A 21,207-nucleotide genomic window follows, 5' to 3' on the forward strand; every position below is an offset into this window, starting at 1 on the left:
CATAAACAGAGACCCCGAGAGGTCCCTGTTTTTCTAATGCTAATCAAACTTTAATATCCTGGATTTTGATCCAGATTTGGGTTAGAGTTTAGTTGAGATTGTGGTATTGGGTAAATACTGCGTGTTGCAGGCGAATCGCTGTCCTTGAACGTCCAGCGTCCTTGTGTAAAATCGCTAAAGCGGATCTGGTCGTTACGACGCCAGCCTTCCCCGGCAAACTCCCAGCCACGTTCTGCCAACAGGGCATCCATAGGGCATCCATAGTTAAGGTAGTTGTTGTGTATAATTTACCTGTTGTATCTTCAAAAACACGTGCACGAACTTCGTTTACCAAGTCGACAGCCTCGGCAGTTGCAGCTCCCCCGTTTTTACGCATCAGGGCTTCCGCTTTCATCATTAAAATATCGGCGTAACGGATTACTGCATAGTCGCAAGAGACAGTCCAGTTTTTTGCTCCTGTATAATCATACTTTGCTAACCGGGCGCCTTCATCTTCGTATGAACCTTCCAGTGAAGTCAGCTCAATTGAATATGAGAGTGGCTTTCCTGCCAACTCCTGGTTACAATACAATTGCTCACCACTGGATGATAACTGAGGACCTACCAACCAGGCATTGCGTCTTAAATCATCTTCATCGTAAGAATTGTAGAATGAAGGCATAGCACAGAAACCGTTCCATCCGCCTGCTTCCATATTGAAGGTTCTATTGGCAGTAAAGTGCAAAGTCCAGTACTGAAACTGATTCATATACCCCCATGATGTGGTATAGGTATCGTCGAAGGGAATTACGAAAATGTTTTCCGAAGAACCTTCATTTTCAATGGCAAAGTTGGAGTAGTAGTCGCTTGCCAACGAATAGCCACCATTCGTGATAACATCATCACAGGCTGCAATACATTCATCCCACATTTCATCACCAACATAAACTTCTGCATTCAGGTATAATTTGGCTAAAATAGCCTGCGCTGCATAATAGTGCATGCGCCCGTATGTTGTCATGTCTTTCGCTTTACTTAAAACGTCGAGACTACTTTCAAGCTCTGTTCTTATAAATTCAAAAACTTCGGCTGTTGTATTGTTCTCAGGAGCATAACCATCAGGCACATCAAATTTATCAACAATTGGAATGTTCCCAAATGCATCCATACCGGTGAAATATGCAAATGCCCGAACAGCTTTCAGCTCGTTCATAATGCTGATCAATGCATCGCTCTTGTCCTCAATTAAATCGAACTGATACAAAATGCGGTTACAGTTTGAAATGGTATTGTAAACGTATCTCCAGGCGTCGTTAAAATACCCTTCTTCCGAAGTCCAGGTGTGCAATGCCAACCGACGGTAAATACCTCCATTATCCCAGTGGATTCCACGGGTAGGTAATACCGCTTCATCGGTAGACAGTTCATTAATCCCCCACATTCCGGATACCTGAACCAAGCCTCTTAATTCGTTATATGCAGGCCCTGCCGCTGCCAGTACTTGTTTTTCCGTTTGATAAAAATCGTCACTAACAATGGTATCGTAGACTTCCTCGTCGAGGTTCGTGCACGACCACATGCCGAATAGTGCGAAAAGTATGATAAGTTTTTTCATGATTCCTCGATTTTAAAATTTTAGGTTAAAGCCAATTGTATACGTACGGGTACTTGGATAATCTCCTCGATTGTCAGAGCCGGGAGTTAATCCTCCAATTGCGCCTTCCGGATCAATTCCCTTATACCCTGTAATCACAAGCAAGTTCGTTCCTGTAAAGAAGATTCGTCCGGCCTTCAACCATTTTTTGCTTTTCAGAGGTAATGTATAGCCAAAAGTCAGGTTGTCCAATTTTACGAAATCGCCGTTCTCAACATAGTAGCTTGAGAAGTTCTGCGTATCCCATATTTCAGAATCCATTGCTGACTTCATAATGTTCAACGGTAACATGATTGGGTTTTCGTAGAAAATTCGCTTCATGTTAATAATTTGATGGCCAAACATTCCCCGGAACATAATGGACATATCCCAATTTTTATATTTAAAAGTATTGGTCAGCCCTGCATAGAAATCCGGAATACCATTACCAATATCTGTCCGGTCTTCAATTGTAATTCCCTCAACACCATCAGTATCTTTGAAAATCCATTTTCCATCTTCTGTCAGTCCCTCATAAATATAACCGTGAATGTTTCCGATTGAACCACCTTCGTAGTAACGGTGAGTCCAGGCCGAAACACCCGGAGATCCGATTTCACCTACATTTCGGTACTCCAATTGGTAATAATCATTCGATAAGGACAGCAGTTCATTTTTTCTCCAATCCCCATTGAACGAGATATTCCAGGTAAAATCCTTTTTATTCACTGCAAGCACATTCAAGCTCACCTCAATACCCGAGTTGCGCATGGAACCAACGTTCGCCATTGTTTCTTCATAAAGATTTGGAGGAACAGGTACATCGTATAAATGGAGCAAATCTTTAGTATCGCGAATGTAGAAGTCCACTGTACCGCTAAGAATTCCTCTGTTCATCGACCAGTCGATCCCGAAGTTATATTCGTGTTTGGTTTCCCATTTCAGGTTCGGATTCGGGTTACTAACGGGGCCATATCCTGGGATAAACTCACCATTGTAAAAGAAGAAGCCCGACTGCCCCATTCTTGATAAAGACAAATACGGATCGATCCCCTGGTTACCGGTTACACCATAACCAGCACGCACCTTCAATTGGTCCAATTTAGAATCAGCCATAAAACTTTCCCTGGTTAAATCCCAGGCACCGGATACGGCAGGGAAAGTACCCCACTTGTTGTTTGCACCAAATTTAGAAGAACCTTCGCGCCGTACACTGGCTGACAAAAAATACTTTCCTTTGTAGTTATATGACGCACGGGCAAAAAAGCCGACTAGTTTGTTTGCAAGCTTGTAAGAACTCATATCCGCATTTCCATCTGTTAGTTTCGTTCCCGATCCGATGTTGTTATACAACAAATCGTCGGATATGAAATTAGAATTCTCTGCTTCAAAGCCTTCATTGGTGAATTCCTGGAAAGAATAACCGGCTGTTGCACTTACTGTGTGTCCACCCATTTCTTTGTTGAAATCAAGGGTTGTTTCCAATGTTTTGGTTTCGTTGGCCGATGCTACCCGTTTCGCAGTACCTGTGGTACCGGCTGTTTCCTGAGTGAATGCATAGCTCGGCTCGTAATAGCCATCGAGCGAACGGTATTTCTGCATACCACCAACAACGCCTGCTTTCAACCAATCAGTCATGTACAGTTCGACCCCCAAATTGGCAAATAACGATGATGATGTATTATCGCGAGTACGTTCAGTTAATTGGCCAACCGGGTTTTCGTATTGCCAGCCATCAATTTCGAACAAGCTACCATCCTCGTTGTATACCGGCTCGGTCGGGTTACGCTTTATTGCTTGGCGGAATGCGTCGTAGTTTACCGGGTGATCGGTACGGTCAGACAAACCCAACTGAACGGTGAATTGAAGTTTATCATTCAGTGCTAACTGGCGTAAATTCAAATTGGCCCGATATTCGCCCAATTCAGAACTGAGCATCACCCCTTCCTGATCAGTGTAATACATCGATAAACGATAGGTTGTTTTATTCATTCCACCACTTAGCGACAAGTGTTGAACATGGCTGAAAGGTGTGCGGGTAATCTCATCAAACCAATCTGTATCGTAGCCATAGTCCACCATCCCGGCAGCAACTTCTGGATGCGTTGTTTCAAGCTTGGTTTTCATTTGGAGATACTCGTCAGCATTCAATACTTCAACTCTTTTCAGGATCGACTGTGTTGTATATTTCGATGTGAACTCAACCTGCATGTTACCTTGCTTACCGCGTTTGGTGGTAATCAAGATTACCCCATTGGTACCACGCGTACCATAGATTGCAGCTGCGGAACCGTCTTTCAAAATATCCATTGACTCAATATCTTCAGGAGCAATCGCGTTCAGATCGCCACCTGGAATCCCATCAACCACCACCAAAGGCTCCTGATCGGCACTGATAGATGAAGATCCACGCAAGCGAATCTCGAATCCTTCGGTTGGGTCGCCACCGTTGGTGCGGGTTATACTTAAACCGGCAACTTTACCTTGAATAAGCTGCATGGCATCACTGGCTGCAATCTCATTAAAATCTTCAGCTTTCACAGAAGACACAGATCCGGTCAATTCCCTTTTCTTCACTGTTCCATAACCAATGGCAACAACTTCCTCAAGTCCAATTGTTTCTTCTTCCAATTGAACATCAATAACACCACGACCATTAACACTGATTTCCCGGGACTGCATTCCCACAAACGAAAAAACCAATGTCCCATCGGCGGGAACATTAGTAAGGGTGTAATTCCCATTGGCGTCGGTAACCGTACCAACGCTCGTTCCTTTTAGGACGATTGTTGCGCCCGGAATTGCAAAACCATCTGATGAAGTCACCGTCCCATTTATAGTCTTGGTTTGTTGACTATTATAATATTCAGAATTGTTGTCTTCAGAATAAAGTACGTAACTGTTGTTGAACGAGCGATATCTGATATTCGTTCCTTTCAGCAGGATATCCAATGCCTTTTCAATGTCCGAATACTCAAAGTCAACATTTACCTTCTGATCAACGTCAACATTTGCCCGATTAAAAAGAAAAGTAAAATTTGATTCATCTTCGATTTCTTTCAAAACATTAACAATGGATTCGTTAGCTGCTTTGATATGCAACATCTTTGAGTTCTGCGAATAAACGCTTGCAGAAACCTGAAGAAAAGCCATCAGTAAAAACAGGCCAGTTAGTTTCATAATACGCAAAATTTGTTTCGGAAAATACCATAGGGGTATCCGAAATTTCATACCATTTTTTTTCATAAGTTTGTATTGTTTATTATTAACAAATTTGTTACGGCTGCAACCGTAATAAATGGAAAGGGAAGTGCTGCAACACTTTCCTTTTTTAGTTTGGTTTCAATTGTACATGACTACCGTTTATCTCATATTTAAAATTTGAAGTTAATTGCATCATTTTGAATAACTCGCGAATACTTTCTGTTTTAATGGTCATCGTAAAATAATCCCGATTTGCCAGCGCTGGGTCCAATTCTACTTTCACACCGTACCAGCGTTCAATTCGAGGCACCAGTTCTGCAAAAGTGATATCCTCAAATTTTAGTTCATTGTTTCGCCAAACACTATACATTGCCGGATCAACCTCCCGAATCTTTAGCGTCCCATTTTCCAGTATGGCTTGCTCCCCTGGCTTAATCGCCTGATCTTGCGAGAGTCTTTTCCCAAAAAGCTCAATCTTTCCTTCGTCCAAGGTGGCCTCAAATGGCTCGTTTTCATAGTTTCGAACATTAAATTGAGTTCCCAGCACCCTGATATTCATTCCCGATAGTGTCTCTACAACAAAAGGATGTTTCGGATCTTTGGTAATATCGAAGTAGCCTTCCCCTGACAAGTTCACTTTTCGAGGATTGTCGACGTTATAGCTGAGAATTGATTCGGAATTTAACCAAACAACACTACCGTCAGGTAAAACCAGATTTGATTTTTCGCCCGATGGCACTCTCACTGTTAACAACTGGTGCCCGGACTTTTCAATATGGGACAACCGATAAGTTTGAAGACCTGCAAAACCAATACTGATCAGAATTAATACTGACGCCGCAATATTGATCCACTTTTTTGAGGCCTGAAAAAAGATTGATTTCGGCGCCTTCGATTGGGTTAAACGCCGAGAATAAAATTCATCCCACTCTTGATCGACATTGATTTTTGTCGACAACTGATCATGAGTACTTAATTTGTAGGTTTCGTAAAATAGCCTAAGCTCTTCCCTATTGGTTTCAGCTTGCGATGCCCAACCAATAATATCTTTGTCTTCATCCTCCGTTGTTTCCCGAAGAATAAAGCGAACTAATCGTTTTTCGTCAATAATTGAAGCCATGTGAACTATGTTTCTATATAAGCAATACAGTTCACGATTAATTTACCCTGACAAAAATCTTCGATTTATTTTTCTTTTCTTTTGAAAAGCACCAAAATGGTCGTTTACAGATACTCTTTTAGTAGCCGACGAAGGCGTGACAACGCCCTGCTCATTTGTGTTTCAACCGTTTTTACCGAAACGCTGAGTTCTTGCGCAATTTCAGCATACTTTAATCCCATATCCCGGCTCAGTAGAAAAATGCGTCGACATTCTGTGGGAAGACTTGCTACAGCAGCATCAATTTTTTCCTTCAGCTCAATAACCTCCAGCGATTGAAAAACCTGATTTTCACTTCCATCTGCCGTATATAACAAGTAAAGTACGGATTGAAAGTCATCGACAACCCGTTTGTGTTGTAATAAATTCAGGCTGGCATTCTTTACCGATCGAAACAAGTAAAACTTTAAATCATCGTCCATCGGCAATACATCGCGTTTATCCCAAACTTTTAGAAAAACCTCCTGGACAATTTCTTTCGACTCTTCAATATTGTTGGTATATCGATCAGCAAAACAACACAAACGAACAAAATACTCCCGAAAAATTGATTCAAACTGCTTTTCGGTTGGCAAAGCAGTGCTCGAGATTTTTTTCGTCGGTTTAAAGTTCATTTTGGTTGATATCTGGTAAAACAGTAGATCCTACTGCATGAAATAATCAATTAACAAACATATATGAAAACGTTTACAACACAAAAAAAAAGTGAAACTAGAATATTCTCTGAAAACCATCAAGCCATCGCTAAAAACTATTAACGATGGGACCTTCTCTGTCCAATCCAAATAACCCTTGTATCATTTCCATTATTGAAACGTTTTATGCAGAGTTAGCTTTTTTTTTATCAAGATTGCTACTCCCACTCGCTTCCGGGTAAAAATTCATTTTCTCAGCACTCTAAACGTTTTATCCTCTAAAAGGAAATGTCATAAATGAACAATCGGGACAGCTATAAACAGAAAAAACTGCATGATGCAGTTTTTTCTGTTTATATTATTGAATAAATGTAAAATCCAATCTTATTAACGCATCGCTTTGTAAGCGTTAATTAAGCCATTTGTAGAACCATCGTGGCCCGTTACTTTTCCGTCACCACCTAACTCCGGCAAAATTTGGTTGGCTAATTGTTTGCCCAACTCAACGCCCCATTGGTCGAAGCTGAAGATATTCCAAATGATTCCCTGAACAAAAATCTTGTGCTCGTACATTGCGATTAACGCACCCAATGTAAATGGAGTCAATTTTTTGAACAAAAATGAATTGGTTGGAATATTTCCTTCAAACACTTTAAACGGAAGCAAAGCTGCAATCTCATCGGCCGACTTACCTGCTGCCTTCAATTCGGCTTCAACCTGCTCTGGCGTTTTACCGACCATCAAGGCTTCGGTTTGTGCAAAGAAGTTAGCCAACAATTTGGGATGGTGATCGCTCAGCGGATTGTGGCTAATGGCGGGTGCCATAAAATCGCAGGGAATAAGCTTGGTACCCTGGTGAATCAATTGGTAAAAAGCGTGCTGACCATTTGTTCCCGGTTCTCCCCAAATAATCGGGCCGGTTTGGTAAGTAACTTTTTCGCCGTTTCTGTCGACATATTTACCATTACTTTCCATATTTCCTTGTTGGAAATAGGCCGAAAAACGATGCATGTATTGGTCGTAAGGTAAAATGGCTTCAGTTTCGGCTCCGTAGAAATTGTTATACCAAATACCGATTAAAGCTAAAACTACCGGAAAGTTTTCGTCGAAGTTCGCCGATTTAAAATGATTATCCATGGCATGTGCTCCTTCAAGCAGTGCTACGTAGTTATCGAAACCAATGGCGCAGGCAATTGACAAACCTATGGCCGACCACAATGAATAACGACCGCCAACCCAATCCCAGAAACGGAACATGTTTTTGGTGTCGATACCAAAAGCAGAAACGGCACCTGCATTGGTCGATAATGCCACGAAATGCTTCGCAACGGCGCTCTCGTCTTTGGCAGCCTCCAGGAACCACGATTTAGCCGAATTGGCGTTGGTCATTGTTTCCTGTGTCGTAAAGGTTTTCGAAGCAACGATAAACAAGGTTGTTTCCGGATTTACAGCTTTCAATGTTTCGGCAATATGAGTACCATCAACATTTGAAACAAAATGCAGGTTTATATTTTCTTTTTTGTAGGATTTTAACGCTTCAGTGACCATTAACGGGCCAAGATCCGAACCACCGATACCGATGTTTACAATATCTGTAATCGCTTTGCCATTATAACCTTTCCATTCTCCTGAAATTATACTTTCGGAAAAAGCTTTCATTTGGTCAAGCACTTCATTTACTTCAGGCATGACATCTTTACCGTCCACTAAAATCGGCGTATTGCTTCGGTTACGTAAAGCAACATGAAGCACTGAACGGTTTTCAGTTTGATTGATTTTTTCACCTGAAAATTCGCTTTCAATAGCTGATTTTAACCCGCATTCTTCAGCGAGCTGCACTAAAAGTGATCGAACTTTATCGTCGACAATATTTTTTGAGAAATCGAGTAATATCTCTTCGAATTGCAGTGAATACTTTTCAAACCGCTTTTCGTCTTTGGCAAAAAGATCTTTGATTTGTGTCCCGTTAAATTCGGCAAAATAGGCCTCCAATGCTTTCCAGGCTTTTGTTGTGGTAGGATTAACAGTTGGCAACATAATATTTAATTTTATTTTTGATTTGGTTCATTTAATTCTTGACCAGTTGCTCAGGCAATAATGGGAAACAAAGATATAATAGATTGTAAATCTAGAACCATTCAATTGCTCCAAAATCGATTTGTAAACGCCAGAATTAACCGTTCTTTTCTTTTTTCAGAAATCAACTTTTGGGCATAGACTCAATTTTGATTCTTTGCTTTTTATAAATTAACACGAATACCAACTTCACGCCATGCAAACTTACTATCGCAACAAAGTCAGTCCTACTCGAAAACAAACAACACAAAGGGCGATCTGCAACATTCGTGAAAATCACTGCATCAATACAACAAAAGGTCGCCCGAAAACAAATCGAGCAACCTTTTTTTCCAAGATCAAAATTAACTAATTATTCTGCCATATAATCCGGCAACTCTCTAATAACCATTTGTGCCATATTCATCTGCATTATCAAATTGGCTGAGGAAATCGTACGAAATTGGACGCAAATAATTTTTACCGCTAAAGGACAAAGCTGCACGCGGGATCGCTGACGGCAGTCGCTCTTCAAAAGCCTGGTGCCGTTTTAACAGCGGCCAGCGACCAAATTCACCGCAAAGCTCACGGGCATATTCATCGTATACATCTTCCATAGAAGCTGTCGACAACTTCATGTTAGCATCAAAGTCGGCCGCATCGCGACATGCACGCTCACGCAAAACATTCAGATACACAGCAGCCTTTGCTTCGTCGCCCAATAGACTGCCAAATCAAAAAATAGAACCAATTATCTTATTCGAAACAATTATTAATCATGGACCGACAATTTTACGCTACTTAAACTCAAAACAAACAGAGTGCCGCTCCTAATTCCTTTTTTACTTTTCTCCTTCGAGCTTCTGGCAATTTTCCGGTAACACCGAACCAAAAATGGTGATGTTTGAAGTCTCCGCAGCTGCACACCTGACCAATGTTTTTAACGGCTCCGATACCTGCGCATTAAGTATCGCTACATCGTCTGTTTCTTTCATGTAGATTCCAATCTCGCCTCCTTGCATATTCCTGAATTTAGGGCTTTCCATGACTATATTTTCTGCCTGTTCGAAAAAATAAGTTGGCCTTGCCTCTTCACGCATGCTCTGAAAACTGATATTTCTAAATTGAATGTTCTCCGCGTATCGCACATAAAATCCGTAAGCCGGCAAGAAACCAAACATGGTGGACTCCGGGTAGTCTTTTGGCAGATGTTCAACCGGGCGTTCAAAATCGTCCAACGATCCTCCTCCTGCTGTCTGAACTTGTATATCTGACAAGCTAATATTCCGAACAGGAAAACTAGGTTGTCCGGTTATCGAGCAGGCTGTTTTACCGCCATTGCGAACAGTTATCTGACTGATCGAAACATCGCTAATTTCGCCAATATGATCAATTATCAAACCTTTTTGATAGGTTCGGGCACGGTTTCCAAGCCGAATAAAAATAGGACCTTCGGTTCCATCCACGACAATATTGTCAATACTGATTCCTTCCATTTTTCCGCCATCAACGATCTCCAGGGTAATGGCTGAACTCCCTGTTGGCTTACCATAAAAGGTCGGTTCTTTTATCGTCGATGGTTTCACGACACAATTCGAAATGGTGATATTCCGAAAACCACCGTTCGATTCCGTTCCCATTTTAATCGCATTGCAGCGGCTGCTGATGACACAATTTGTAATCGCAATGTTTTCGCAGGGGCGTGGCGAAGTACTTTTTAAGGTCACCCCATCATCGTCCGAATCGCAAATTAGGTCGGAGACCGTCACATTCCGGCAGCCATCCAGATCCAACGCATCGTTGTTGTAATTATTCCGGTTGAAAATTTTTAGTCCCCTAATCTGCAAATCTTCACAAGCCAGGTAATGCTGCATCCAGCAACCGGAATTCTGCAACCGGACATTTTCAATAAGCACATTCCGGCAAGTAATAAACCGCAGCAAATGTGGCCGGGTGATTCCTTCATCATTCCAACTCAGCTTTTTAAAAACAGCCCCTTGCCCATCGATGGTTCCAAACCCACTGATGCTCACATTCGTGAGGTTTTCTGCATAAATAAGCTGAATCGTTGCCTCTTGGGTTCTAAGCGAAATGTATTGGGGCTTTATTTTCTGATAGTCATTCAGATCTTTACTTCCATACAGAACAGCCCCCGTTTCAAGATGAAGATTAACATGACTTTTCAAGAACAGCGATCCTGTTTTAAACAGGCCTGAGGGAACCAGCACGCTACCGCCTCCATTCGTTCCGCAATCATCAATGGCTTGTTGAATGGCCTTTGTGCTAACAACACTCGTATCAGCGACAGCGCCATAGTCGAGTATATTGTATTCTTTGGCAGACAGTTTTCCTACACATAATAACAAGGTAAAAATGCAGCCAATAAGTGCAGTTGATTTCATCTTTTTTGTATTGGTTTTATTTGAATTGATTTTATCTAAAACTCGCCAACCACCGGTCTGTTTTCGAGCCATGCCAGCATATTAATGACCAAGTAATTCCAGTTTTGAAATCCTCTATTCAACAAGGGCTCTCCTGTTTCCGGCTCATAGTATTCGTGGAGCGCCCCGTTCGTTTCAAAGTCGCGGCCAAACAAATTTACCGTTTTGGTCGCCAATTCAGTCGCTTCCTGACCGTATCCATAGCGAACAAGACCACGAAAAACCATATAGTTTGAAATTCCCCAAATCGGACCTCTCCAGTTCGATGGGTTTGCACTGGCTCTGAGGCTGTACATTTTTTCCATCCTGGAAAGCGTACGAACACCCGAGGGAGAGTTAAATGTTTTTGGGTTAGCATAGTGTTCCTGAACGATTCGTTCGGCCTGTTCCGGTGTCGCAATGCCTGCCCATAAAGGCAAAAATCCCGACCATACCTCTATTCGCTGAATCAAACAATCGTAATCCCGGGGATAACCGGCATGAATCATGAATTCCTTTCCCAACGATTTGTCGGGCTGAATCCTGACTGGTCGCAAATTTAAATCGACACTGTAGAAGAAACCATCACGCTCGTCCCAGCAATGCTCCTGAATCGCAGCTTTCAGTTTGACCGCATCGTTTTTAAACTCCTCGCCAAGCTGTGGTATCTTTAAACAATCAGCAAGGTAGACCATCGCCAACAGTTCACGATACATGAGGCAATTCAGGTAAATTGAAGCAGAACTTCCGTTGGGTCTAAAAAAGGTACACGGGTCATTATCGACTCCAATAGCCACATCGGTTTGCCAGTAAAATAAGCCCGTATTTTTATCCCGATGATAGGCGTTATAGGCGTTAACAAAAGCTTGCAGGTAATAAAATTTTTCGCGCAGCCAATCAGCGTCATTATCCTGAACCTGACACAAAAAAGCAGCATGCTGGGCCAAAACCGGCTTGTGCATATTCATTTTATATATTTCGTCGGCTTCGAAATCCCGGGGATTCGAATCTTCCCAGATAACAATCGGGATATAGCCGTCCCAATCACCATAACTCAGAAAATTCAAGACACAGCCTTTTTCATATTCCAAAGCTTCTTTCGAATCAGCAGGAGAACCCACATCCGCTAATATTTGGCGAAGTGCAACATTGCTCAACCAGGAATCCCAGTCCCACAATACATTAGCATACTGGTTACTTCCGGGTGTTAAAAAAGGAAACTTCAAGGCCCCGCTTGGTGGGCGGTACATCTTCTTAAAATCCTGATAGACGTTTGATTTAATGATGTGGGAATACCTGTTTATTTCGCCTTTTGTGTTTTGTGCAGCGGTGCTTCCGGTCAACGCCAGAAATGCCGCAACAATGCCGGAAAGTAATCGGATGGATTTTTTTTTCACAGGTCGTTCGTATTAATTTGGTTTAAAAATGCAGGCAGTCTAAAATTACTAAAATGAGCGAACTTTCTATAAATTGAAACTGCCGATCGGCAGGAATACAGATCGGCAGTGTTCAGCTAGCTATTCAATTTCATAGCGTTTCTATTAACTCCCTTTATTTATAGGCTTCATTTTGCGTTATAACACCCGGATTTTGAGTAATCACCTCCAACGGAATTGGCAACAAAAGTTTTTCCTCCGTGGTCGTGATGTTCTTACTTGAGTTTTTTAGGACTTCAATAGCCCGTCCGGTGCGAATTAAGTCGAACCAACGATGGAACTCCAAGGCAAACTCGACCTGACGCTCATGTTCCAGTGCTAGAGCAACTGTATTGTATGCTGAAGGATAGCCGGCAGCACCATAATGGGGTAAGCCCACGCGATCGCGAACTTCATTCAGATACTGTTCGTCACCGGTTGCTTCGGTCAACATCAACAACACATCCGCGTAACGCAGAATAATAAAGTTGTTGTCGGCCGCTTCGCGCAACCCCGACACTTCCGCATTTTCATCTTTCCACTTTATCGGGAACTTAACTTCGACCGTACTTCCGTCGGTTGACGTGTAACCATCCTGAATGGAGAGATCGCGTCTTGGGTCGTTGGTTTCATAAGCGTCCCACAAATCCGGTGTCACCTGGTTAAAACCGGCTCCCCAAGCTGTAACAATCCGGTTATCCAGCGGCGAAAACATGGCCCAGTATAAGCTGTATGGATTTGAGATACCTCCTTTATATTGAATTTCAAAAATCGACGAAGCGTTGTTTTTCTTGTTCAAATCCCACAAATCGGCATAAGGTACCAATTCGAATTTGCCGTACACTTTTTGAAGTGCCTGAGCGGCCTCTGTTTTCATTCCCAAAGTGAGATACACTTTACCCAGCAAGGTATTTGCCGCATCGCTGTTTGCTGCTCCAACAAAACGTTCGCCAGCTTTAGCCGGTAAATTAGAAGCAGCAAAGTTTAAATCTTCCACGATTAAAGTATAAACATCAGCTTTTGGTGTGCGTCCCTGCGCATAAGCTTCATCAATACTAATTGGATTTGAGACTAACGGAATATCTCCCCAGGCTCTAACCATATCGAAATAATACATCGCTCTCAAAAACCGGGCTTCACCAATCAAGGCATTTTTCGAATCGAAATCGGCTTTTTCTGCATTTACGATAATATTATTCAGAATATAAATGTACTGGTAATAGTTATTCCAGTAACCCAAAACCAACTCATTATCATCGCTCATTGTATGGTTTTCAAACCCTTCATAGTCCTGTATACGACCGGCAGCATTATCGCTATAAGCATTGTCAGACATCAGCTCGCCAAAAAACGAAGGCATACTTTCGGGTGCGTAAGTGGTATAAAGCGTATTGTAAGCCGACCAGAGTGCGGTTTCAATATCAGCTTCAGTTTTGTAAAAGTCCGCTTCATTGGGATTTGAAATTGGAGTCCGATCCAAAAATTCTTCACCACATCCGAAGTAGATCATACTAAATAGAATCAGGATATATCTTAATTTTTTCATTTTTCTAAGTTTTAAATGGTTACATCTGAATGTTTAGAACGTAATGTTTAAACCGGCTGTTGCTACAAACGGATTTGGATAGGCACCATAATCGAAACCTACTAAAACACCAGTCTGATAAGTACTTCCTTCAGGATCATATCCCAAGTAATCAGAGAATACATATACATTTTCCATATTCAGATAAAGCTTCACGCCATCCACTTTCAATCTGTCAACTAAATTTTCAGGAAGATTGTAGCCAATGCGAATGTTTTGGATTCGTACAAATGATCCGTCTTCAACCCAATAACTGGATCCAAAGTCACGAACTGTAGTTGGCAGCATACGGGGTTTCGGAATCATTCCATTACCGGGATCGGATTCAGATCTCCAGAAGTTGGACACTTCTTCGTACATGTTTCGGTTACCACCACCGACGCCTGACTTCAGATAGCGCGCGTTGTGGTTCATCACTTCACCGCCGTGGGCTCCTCTCAACATGACTGACAACTCAACACCCTTATAAGAGAAGGTATTTGTCATACCCCATGAGAAATCCGGCTCATAATTTCCAATAAAAGTACGGTCATCTGAAGTAATCTGATTGTCTCCATTCACATCCCTTACTTTTGGATCTCCGGGTTCGCTACCCGCCCACACTGGATATGCTCCGCTATTTAGTTCTGCTTGCGACATAATAACACCGTCAATAACATATCCGTAATACATCCCGATTGGCCTTCCAACTACCGTACGCGATGTCATACTACTCACATTGATATCAATTGGAGCATCGTTTTCGCCAAGCTTTAACACTTTGTTGCGGTTTGCATAAATATTGAAGTCGGTATTCCATTTAAAATCACGATCAATATTTCGGGTGCTTAGGTTAATTTCAATCCCTTTATTTTCTAATTCTCCAATGTTGGTTAAGGTTGAAGAAAAACCTGTCAAAATTGGTATTGGTACGTCAAGTAACAAATCACGGGTTTTTGAATAATAGACATCTGCAGTCAGGTTGATACGCTGATCAAACATGCTTGCATCGATACCGAAGTTAGTCTGACCTGTTTTTTCCCATTTCAAATTTTTGTCGGCAAAAGTTTCGGTATAAATACCTTGTTCAACTGTTCCATCGCTAACGTATGAAGAATAACCCAGGATACCGATTGACCCGTAGTTTGGAATCTGGTTGTTACCGGTGACCCCATAACTCAATCGAACTTTCAAATTATCGAGCCAGGAAACATCTTTCAAAAATTCTTCCTGAGACATGCGCCAGGCAAGTGAACCTGAAGGGAAGTACCCCCACAAATTATTTGCTCCGAAGCGCGATGAACCATCGGTACGAATAGCTGCTGTCAGCAAGTATTTATCGTTATATGAATAATTTACACGTGCAAGATAAGAGATCAATGACCAGTCTTGTGCTGAAGTACTGCCACTGTTCACAACACCGGCATTTAAGGTATGTACCAAGTCGTTCGGGAAGCTACCGGCGCGCATGTTGCTATAGTCAGTGCGTTGTTCCTGAACACTGTAACCGGCTAATACGCTGATATCATGAACATCATTAATTGTCTTGGCGTAATTAACCGTATTCTCCCAAATCCAGTTAAACGATTGTAAGGTGATGAAATCAGCTGTTGCCGGAACCCATCCGGAGTATCCCCAATTTTGACCTTCGTTCCAGTAAAAGTTGTAGAAGGAATCTTCGATGTTTGTACTCAATGATGATTTAAATTTCAAATCCTTCATCACATCCCACTCGAAGTATGAATTGGCAGTAATGACATTCGTGGTTTTCTTTTTCTGCGCTTCGCGAGTCAGCGAATAAGGATGCCACAGTTGCATACCATACTTGACAAAGGTATTCCAGATCGATTCGGGGTCTTTGAACCCAAGACTTCCGGTCTCAACGTATAAGGGGAAAATCGGATCACTTTGCAGAGCCAAACTCACAACATCCGACTTTCCGGCCGTACCATAAGGAGCTTCTTTTGTTCGGCTAATTCCAACATTTACTCCCAGTCGCAACCTGTCAGAGACCTGATGTTTCAGGTTGGAACGCAGATTGATGCGATCATAGGTATTTTGATCCACAACACCTTCTGAATCCAGATAACCGGCTGAGACCATAAATTGTGTTTTATCACTTCCTCCCGAAGCCGATATTTGCAAGTTATGCGACAGTGCCGTGCGGAATAAAACATCCTGCCAGTCGGTTCCGTTTCCAATGCGTGCAATCCATTCCGGATCGGAAAATTCAGTCGGGACTGTCACGTTTAATCCTCTTGTTGCCGAAGGATTAGCTGCTACAATAGTAGCCCATGAATTATCTCTGGCAGCCGTTTGGAATTCCATCCACTGCTTGGCATCCATCATGTCTGTTTTACGCTTTACTTGCGATACCCCAAATTCGTAATTAGCCTCAACTTTCGTTTTACCGGCCCGCCCCTGCTTGGTGGTAATCAGCACAACACCGTTGGCACCACGAGAACCGTAAATTGCTGCCGAAGAAGCATCTTTCAGCACCTCAATTGACTCAATATCATTCGGATTTATAAAATTCAACGGGTTACGGTTGAAGTCCATATTGCTGCCTGAACTGGCACCGGTACTTGTTGAATTGGTTGTGTTGTCTTCCAAAGGAATACCATCGATTACATACAGAGGAGTTGTACCGGCGTTAATAGACGACGCTCCCCTCACTTTTACGGTTGGTGCCAAACCCGGAGCACCTTGTGTTTGCATGATCTGAACCCCTGACACCTGTCCAGCCAGTGATTGCATGGCATTCGTATAAGGCCGGTCTTCCAATTTATCAGCTCCAATCGAAACCACGGATCCTGTTAAATCTCTCTTTTTAACTGATCCATATCCAATGGCCACAACTTCTTCCAAACCAATCGCATCTTCGACCAAAGTAACATCGATTACTTGTTGACCGTTGACCGGTATTTCCATCGTTTTCATTCCAACAAATGAAATCGTCAAAATTGAACTACCAGGAACATTTGGCAACGAATAATGACCATCAGTGTCCGTGATTGTTCCCGTACTTGTTCCTTTTAATACAACCGTTGCACCGGGAATTGGCTCCCCTTTGGCTGTTGCGACTTTACCACTAACAGTAAGAGACTGTTGACTGAAATCGATCAGACTTTCAGTTCCCTTTTTGTCGGATATAACAATATAACGCCCAACAAATTCATATTGAACTGAGCTACCATTGAGAATCTGATCGAGTACTTCCGAAATAGGTCGGTTTTCAACTTTTAAATCGATCCTGTCATTCAGATTTAGATTGTTGCTATTGTAAGCTATTTGATAGTCAGTCTGATTCTCAAGCATATCAAAAATCTCAACAACCGAGGCCTTTTTTAAATCAAGTGTTACCGTTGATAATTGGGAATAGGATTTTGAAGCAAATGCCATTACGCCCGAAAAGGTTAGAATCAAAATCAGTTTCATAATTCTGAAGATTTTTTTGCATAGCAGATTACTCCACCAATGCGGATAGATTTTACTTTTTTTCATAAGTTTGTTTAGTTTTTCGTTAAACTTCTTGTTTACGTAAGATTTCGGGTAGTTTATGTTGGCGCAGGACTACCCGTTTATCATTTATCTGGGTTTCAACTATTCTCCATCGGCCTTATTTTGATTAGTTTATTATTGATTTCGTAGTCAACGTGCATCACCTTGGAAATAATTTCCATCAAACGATCAATACTTTCCTCCTCCTGTAATTCCAGCGTCAACCGTTGATCGTTCAATCGTTCATGCTGGTATTGAATTTTAACATCGTACCACCGTTCTATTTTCCGAACTAACTTTTCGAACGTGTCATCCCGAAAGATCAACCGGTTATTTTTCCAGCCAACAATCTCATCGGGAACAAACGCCATTTCCTGGTAGCTATTGGTTTGCAGGTTAAAATCCATTTTTTGTCCCGGGATCATTTCCAAAACGGTCTTGCTTTCCAGCCCGTCGTTCAAAATGAAATTGACTTTTCCGCTGAGCAGCGAGGTTTCTACCGTTTCTTCATCAGCATAAGCCTTCACATTGAACTTTGTTCCCAAAACCTTTACAGCTGCATGATTCATGCGAACGACAAAAGGCTTTCCGTTTTGCTTAACGACTTCAAAGTAGGCTTCACCTTCCAAAAAAACATCCCGGGATGACCCGTTTAAAAAGCCTGTTGTATATTTCAACCGAGACCCCGAGTTAATCCAAACATGGCTGCTGTCGGGAAGTATGATTTCCGATTTCTGCCCCTGCGGAACGATTATCTCCGCATATTCACCGGTGCTGTCTGAACGATTGAACAAATAATAGCCCAACAGCAAAAGAATCGGAAAAAAAAGGATGGCTGCAATTTTCTGAAATTGGACGAGGAAACGATGAATCGTTCTATTCGGTTGTTGAAGCGAAGTTTGATACTGCCGATTCAGTTGATTGATCAAAGCTTCAAACTCTACTTCCGATTCAACTTCGTCAGCTCCAATCCATTCTTTTTGCATCCAGCCATGAATTGCCGCATTATTTCCAGGTCGATCAAACCAAAATTTGAGTTCTCGTAATTCACCTTCATTCAAGTGTTCATTCCGAAGAAATTTACCCAAAAGTGATTGAATGTGATCGTTCATAGGTGTGTGTTTTACCTTTGATACGAATACACCAATAGCTTTCCGTGAAGGAAAAATGAAATTATTTCGAGAAAATTGCCAATAGTATCACTTTCACCTTCGTGACCTCTTTGCGAATGAAGTTCAGTGCCAGCCGAATTTGAGTGTCGACTGTGTTTTCGGAAATCCCCAGTTCTTCTGCAATTTGCCTGTAGGTTAAACCGTTGTAACGGCTCATTTCAAATATCTGCCGTCTTCTGTCGGGGAGCTTCTCAATCAGTCCGGTAACTTTTTCTTCCAACTCTATTTTTGCAGTTTCGGCCGTGCTGTCCGAAATCAACAGATCAGAAATTGCCTCGTCACCGACAAAATAAAGTTTCCGATTGATCGCATTCCGCAGTTGATCGACTAACTCATGCTTTGCGATGGTAAATAGAAATGAGGAAAATGATTTTTCGGGCTTGACTTTATCCCGCTGTATCCAAACTTTGATAAACACTTTCTGGACAACCTCATCGGGATCAATTTGAGAAGGCGCCAGTTTCATCACAAAACCGTTAAGCTTGTTTTTATAGCGATGAAATAACAGCTCAAAAGCCAACTGGTCGCCTGAAATAAATCGGGTGACAAGTTCCTTCTCCGTGTTTAGCTCCAGTTTGTGCAAATCAGTTTGGTTCTTCAGTGTTAGGAACGGCTAAGATATTTCTGATTTTTGATTTTTCATAGCTCGAAGGCTAATATCTTGTCGTTGACAGGAAGCACCCGAATCCGGTTAAGCTATCAAAGCATTAAAAACAAAACTGATTTTATTGATATTTTAAAGATGAATTAGAATGTTCTTTAAATTTGACTCCTCATGCCGGACAAATCAAATTTTGTCCCTGTTTCAACATTAACCGCCAATCGGAATAAAAAACACGCACAATATGAATTTCATATCGGTTTCAAAAAATGAAGGAATTGCAACAATTACATTGCAAAGAGGAAAGGTAAATGCCATCAATGAAGTTGTCGTGGCAGAACTGGATGAATGCCTATCGGACTTAGAGATTGATCCGGAAATCAATTCGATCATCCTGACCGGTCAGGGGAAATTCTTCTCCTTCGGTTTCGACATTCCCGAATTCCTGTCGTTTTCAAAAGATGATTTCGCCCAATTCCTAACCCAGTTCACCAACCTGTATACCCGTGTATTTCTTTTTCCAAAACCAATTATTGCAGCGCTAAACGGACATACGATGGCCGGTGGATGCATGTTAGCCTCGGCTTGCGACTGGAAAATAATGGTCTCCGGAAAATCAAAAATAGCGCTCAACGAGATTGGCTTTGGATCGTCGGTATTAGCCGGATCTGTTGAAATGCTGGGCTATTGCGCAGGATGGAAAAATGCGGAAAAGGTTCTCTTCAGCGGATCGATGTATATGGCCGAAGAAGCATTGACACTTGGAATGATTGACCAGGTTTCGACCGAGGAAGAACTAACCAGCGAGGCAGAAGCTAAAGCCCGCGAATTAGGTAAAAAAGACGCGACTGCATTTAACAGCATTAAAAAGCTCTTGCGCGAACCGGTTGCCGAAAGAATGGTAAACCGCGAGAAAGCATCAATTCAGGAAGTATGTGCCATTTGGTATTCGCCAAAAACACGGGAAAATCTTCAGCAAATTAAGATTAAATAGGTGCGACTGTATCTTGGCTCGATCGCTTCAAAGCAGCGGTCTCTGTTGACAGAAAAAGTCGGGACAAAACATTAATTTAGAAATTATGTTCCAAAAATCACTGCTTAATACACGTCTGAACAACGGAATTCTTAAAGTAGAAATCAACCGCCCGGAACAATTGAATGCGTTAAACAGCCAGGTTCTTCGGGAGCTCGATGAAATTGTTGACCAAATTATCTCCGGCCAGGATATAAAAGCTGCCTTCATTATTGGCAGCGGAGAAAAAGCCTTTGTTGCCGGAGCTGATATCAAAGAGCTGAGCGGTCTGTCGGGTGATGGCGCGAGAAAGCTGTCTCAGACAGGACACCACTTGTTTTCCAAGATTGAGAATTGCCCGAAACCCATCATCGCAGCGGTAAACGGATTGGCTTTGGGCGGCGGACTGGAACTTGCCATGGCTTGTCATTTTAGAATCGCGTCGGAACAGGCCCGGTTCGGCCAGCCGGAAATCAATCTGGGCATCATTCCCGGATACGGAGGAACGCAGCGCCTCATCCGGTACATCGGGAAAGGTAAAGCAACAGAGCTGATGATGACCGGTGATTTCATCAATGCACAGGAGGCACTGCAGCTCGGATTGGTCAACCACCTGACACCCAAAGACCAATTAACAACGAAGGTTTTGGAGCTTCTGTACAAAATAATCGCTAAATCGTCGGGAGCAATTTCAAAGGTTATTGAGTGCGCAAATGCCTATTATCAACAGAATGGCTTTGAAGTTGAAATTGACTCGTTTGCGGCGTGCTTTGATACGCAGGACTCGCAGGAAGGTATACAGGCATTTATTGACAAACGGAAACCTGAATTTAAGGGGAAATAACCTACCTCGATAA

Annotated in this window: 14 protein-coding genes and 1 pseudogene; 2 read left to right on the forward strand and 13 right to left on the reverse strand. The window is 42.2% G+C overall.

Going from position 1 to position 21,207, the window contains the following annotated elements:
• Positions 1 to 50: 50 nt before the first annotated feature.
• The 13 genes and pseudogenes from GJV22_RS22410 to GJV22_RS10345 form a co-directional block, all read right to left on the reverse strand.
• Entirely contained in the window at positions 51 to 251 is a 201-nt protein-coding gene (locus tag GJV22_RS22410) for a RagB/SusD family nutrient uptake outer membrane protein (RefSeq protein ID WP_394367541.1), read from the reverse strand.
• Between the two features lie 50 nt (positions 252 to 301).
• Positions 302 to 1,594: pseudogene (locus GJV22_RS10290) on the reverse strand (RagB/SusD family nutrient uptake outer membrane protein); the annotation flags it as partial.
• A gap of 12 nt (positions 1,595 to 1,606) precedes the next feature.
• Positions 1,607 to 4,792: a TonB-dependent receptor gene (locus tag GJV22_RS10295; RefSeq protein WP_163712590.1), complete on the reverse strand. Its 3,186-nt coding sequence runs from the start codon at positions 4,790 to 4,792 to the stop codon at positions 1,607 to 1,609.
• A 151-nt stretch (positions 4,793 to 4,943) separates the two neighbouring features.
• A complete protein-coding gene (locus GJV22_RS10300) occupies positions 4,944 to 5,936 on the reverse strand; it encodes a FecR family protein (RefSeq protein WP_163712593.1) in 993 nt (330 codons plus the stop codon).
• Positions 5,937 to 6,040: 104 nt separating this feature from the next.
• On the reverse strand, positions 6,041 to 6,589 hold the full coding sequence (locus GJV22_RS10305) for an RNA polymerase sigma-70 factor (protein ID WP_163712596.1): 549 nt from the start codon (positions 6,587 to 6,589) through the stop codon (positions 6,041 to 6,043).
• 408 nt (positions 6,590 to 6,997) lie between these two features.
• Positions 6,998 to 8,647 (reverse strand): glucose-6-phosphate isomerase, encoded by a 1,650-nt coding sequence (pgi, locus tag GJV22_RS10310; RefSeq protein ID WP_163712599.1) that lies wholly within the window; start codon positions 8,645 to 8,647, stop codon positions 6,998 to 7,000.
• 419 nt (positions 8,648 to 9,066) lie between these two features.
• The gene (locus GJV22_RS10315; RefSeq protein ID WP_163712601.1) at positions 9,067 to 9,387 is read right to left on the reverse strand and encodes a RagB/SusD family nutrient uptake outer membrane protein; all 321 of its coding nucleotides are present in this window, start codon (positions 9,385 to 9,387) and stop codon (positions 9,067 to 9,069) included.
• 120 nt (positions 9,388 to 9,507) lie between these two features.
• Complete coding sequence (locus GJV22_RS10320) at positions 9,508 to 11,067, reverse strand: glycoside hydrolase family 28 protein (RefSeq protein ID WP_163712604.1); 1,560 nt, start codon at positions 11,065 to 11,067, stop codon at positions 9,508 to 9,510.
• A 35-nt stretch (positions 11,068 to 11,102) separates the two neighbouring features.
• Complete coding sequence (locus GJV22_RS10325; protein ID WP_205461831.1) at positions 11,103 to 12,482, reverse strand: MGH1-like glycoside hydrolase domain-containing protein; 1,380 nt, start codon at positions 12,480 to 12,482, stop codon at positions 11,103 to 11,105.
• Positions 12,483 to 12,636: 154 nt separating this feature from the next.
• Complete coding sequence (locus GJV22_RS10330) at positions 12,637 to 14,046, reverse strand: RagB/SusD family nutrient uptake outer membrane protein (protein WP_163712607.1); 1,410 nt, start codon at positions 14,044 to 14,046, stop codon at positions 12,637 to 12,639.
• A 33-nt stretch (positions 14,047 to 14,079) separates the two neighbouring features.
• A complete protein-coding gene (locus tag GJV22_RS10335) occupies positions 14,080 to 17,568 on the reverse strand; it encodes a TonB-dependent receptor (protein WP_163712610.1) in 3,489 nt (1,162 codons plus the stop codon).
• Positions 17,569 to 17,663: 95 nt separating this feature from the next.
• The gene (locus tag GJV22_RS10340) at positions 17,664 to 18,677 is read right to left on the reverse strand and encodes a FecR family protein (protein WP_163712613.1); all 1,014 of its coding nucleotides are present in this window, start codon (positions 18,675 to 18,677) and stop codon (positions 17,664 to 17,666) included.
• 61 nt (positions 18,678 to 18,738) lie between these two features.
• The gene (locus GJV22_RS10345; RefSeq protein WP_163712615.1) at positions 18,739 to 19,320 is read right to left on the reverse strand and encodes an RNA polymerase sigma factor; all 582 of its coding nucleotides are present in this window, start codon (positions 19,318 to 19,320) and stop codon (positions 18,739 to 18,741) included.
• A 262-nt stretch (positions 19,321 to 19,582) separates the two neighbouring features.
• Here GJV22_RS10345 and GJV22_RS10350 point away from each other — a divergent pair, with 262 nt between their 5' ends.
• Positions 19,583 to 20,332 (forward strand): enoyl-CoA hydratase/isomerase family protein, encoded by a 750-nt coding sequence (locus tag GJV22_RS10350; RefSeq protein WP_163712618.1) that lies wholly within the window; start codon positions 19,583 to 19,585, stop codon positions 20,330 to 20,332.
• An 85-nt stretch (positions 20,333 to 20,417) separates the two neighbouring features.
• Positions 20,418 to 21,194, forward strand: a complete 777-nt coding sequence (locus GJV22_RS10355; RefSeq protein ID WP_163712621.1) for an enoyl-CoA hydratase-related protein — start codon at positions 20,418 to 20,420, stop codon at positions 21,192 to 21,194.
• The last annotated feature ends 13 nt before the right edge of the window (positions 21,195 to 21,207 follow it).

It is taken from the genome of Mangrovibacterium lignilyticum (assembly GCF_010882175.1).
GTDB classification, from domain to species: domain Bacteria; phylum Bacteroidota; class Bacteroidia; order Bacteroidales; family Prolixibacteraceae; genus Mangrovibacterium; species Mangrovibacterium lignilyticum.

Coding starts and splice junctions, on each gene's coding strand:
- GJV22_RS10330 (WP_163712607.1), bottom strand. CDS start 14,046: ATGAAAAAATTAAGATATATCCTGATTCTATTTAGTATGATCTACTTC.
- GJV22_RS10320 (WP_163712604.1), bottom strand. CDS start 11,067: ATGAAATCAACTGCACTTATTGGCTGCATTTTTACCTTGTTATTATGT.
- GJV22_RS10350 (WP_163712618.1), top strand. CDS start 19,583: ATGAATTTCATATCGGTTTCAAAAAATGAAGGAATTGCAACAATTACA.
- GJV22_RS10305 (WP_163712596.1), bottom strand. CDS start 6,589: ATGAACTTTAAACCGACGAAAAAAATCTCGAGCACTGCTTTGCCAACC.
- pgi (WP_163712599.1), bottom strand. CDS start 8,647: ATGTTGCCAACTGTTAATCCTACCACAACAAAAGCCTGGAAAGCATTG.
- GJV22_RS10295 (WP_163712590.1), bottom strand. CDS start 4,792: ATGAAACTAACTGGCCTGTTTTTACTGATGGCTTTTCTTCAGGTTTCT.
- GJV22_RS10355 (WP_163712621.1), top strand. CDS start 20,418: ATGTTCCAAAAATCACTGCTTAATACACGTCTGAACAACGGAATTCTT.
- GJV22_RS10340 (WP_163712613.1), bottom strand. CDS start 18,677: ATGAACGATCACATTCAATCACTTTTGGGTAAATTTCTTCGGAATGAA.
- GJV22_RS10300 (WP_163712593.1), bottom strand. CDS start 5,936: ATGGCTTCAATTATTGACGAAAAACGATTAGTTCGCTTTATTCTTCGG.
- GJV22_RS10335 (WP_163712610.1), bottom strand. CDS start 17,568: ATGAAAAAAAGTAAAATCTATCCGCATTGGTGGAGTAATCTGCTATGC.
- GJV22_RS22410 (WP_394367541.1), bottom strand. CDS start 251: ATGGATGCCCTGTTGGCAGAACGTGGCTGGGAGTTTGCCGGGGAAGGC.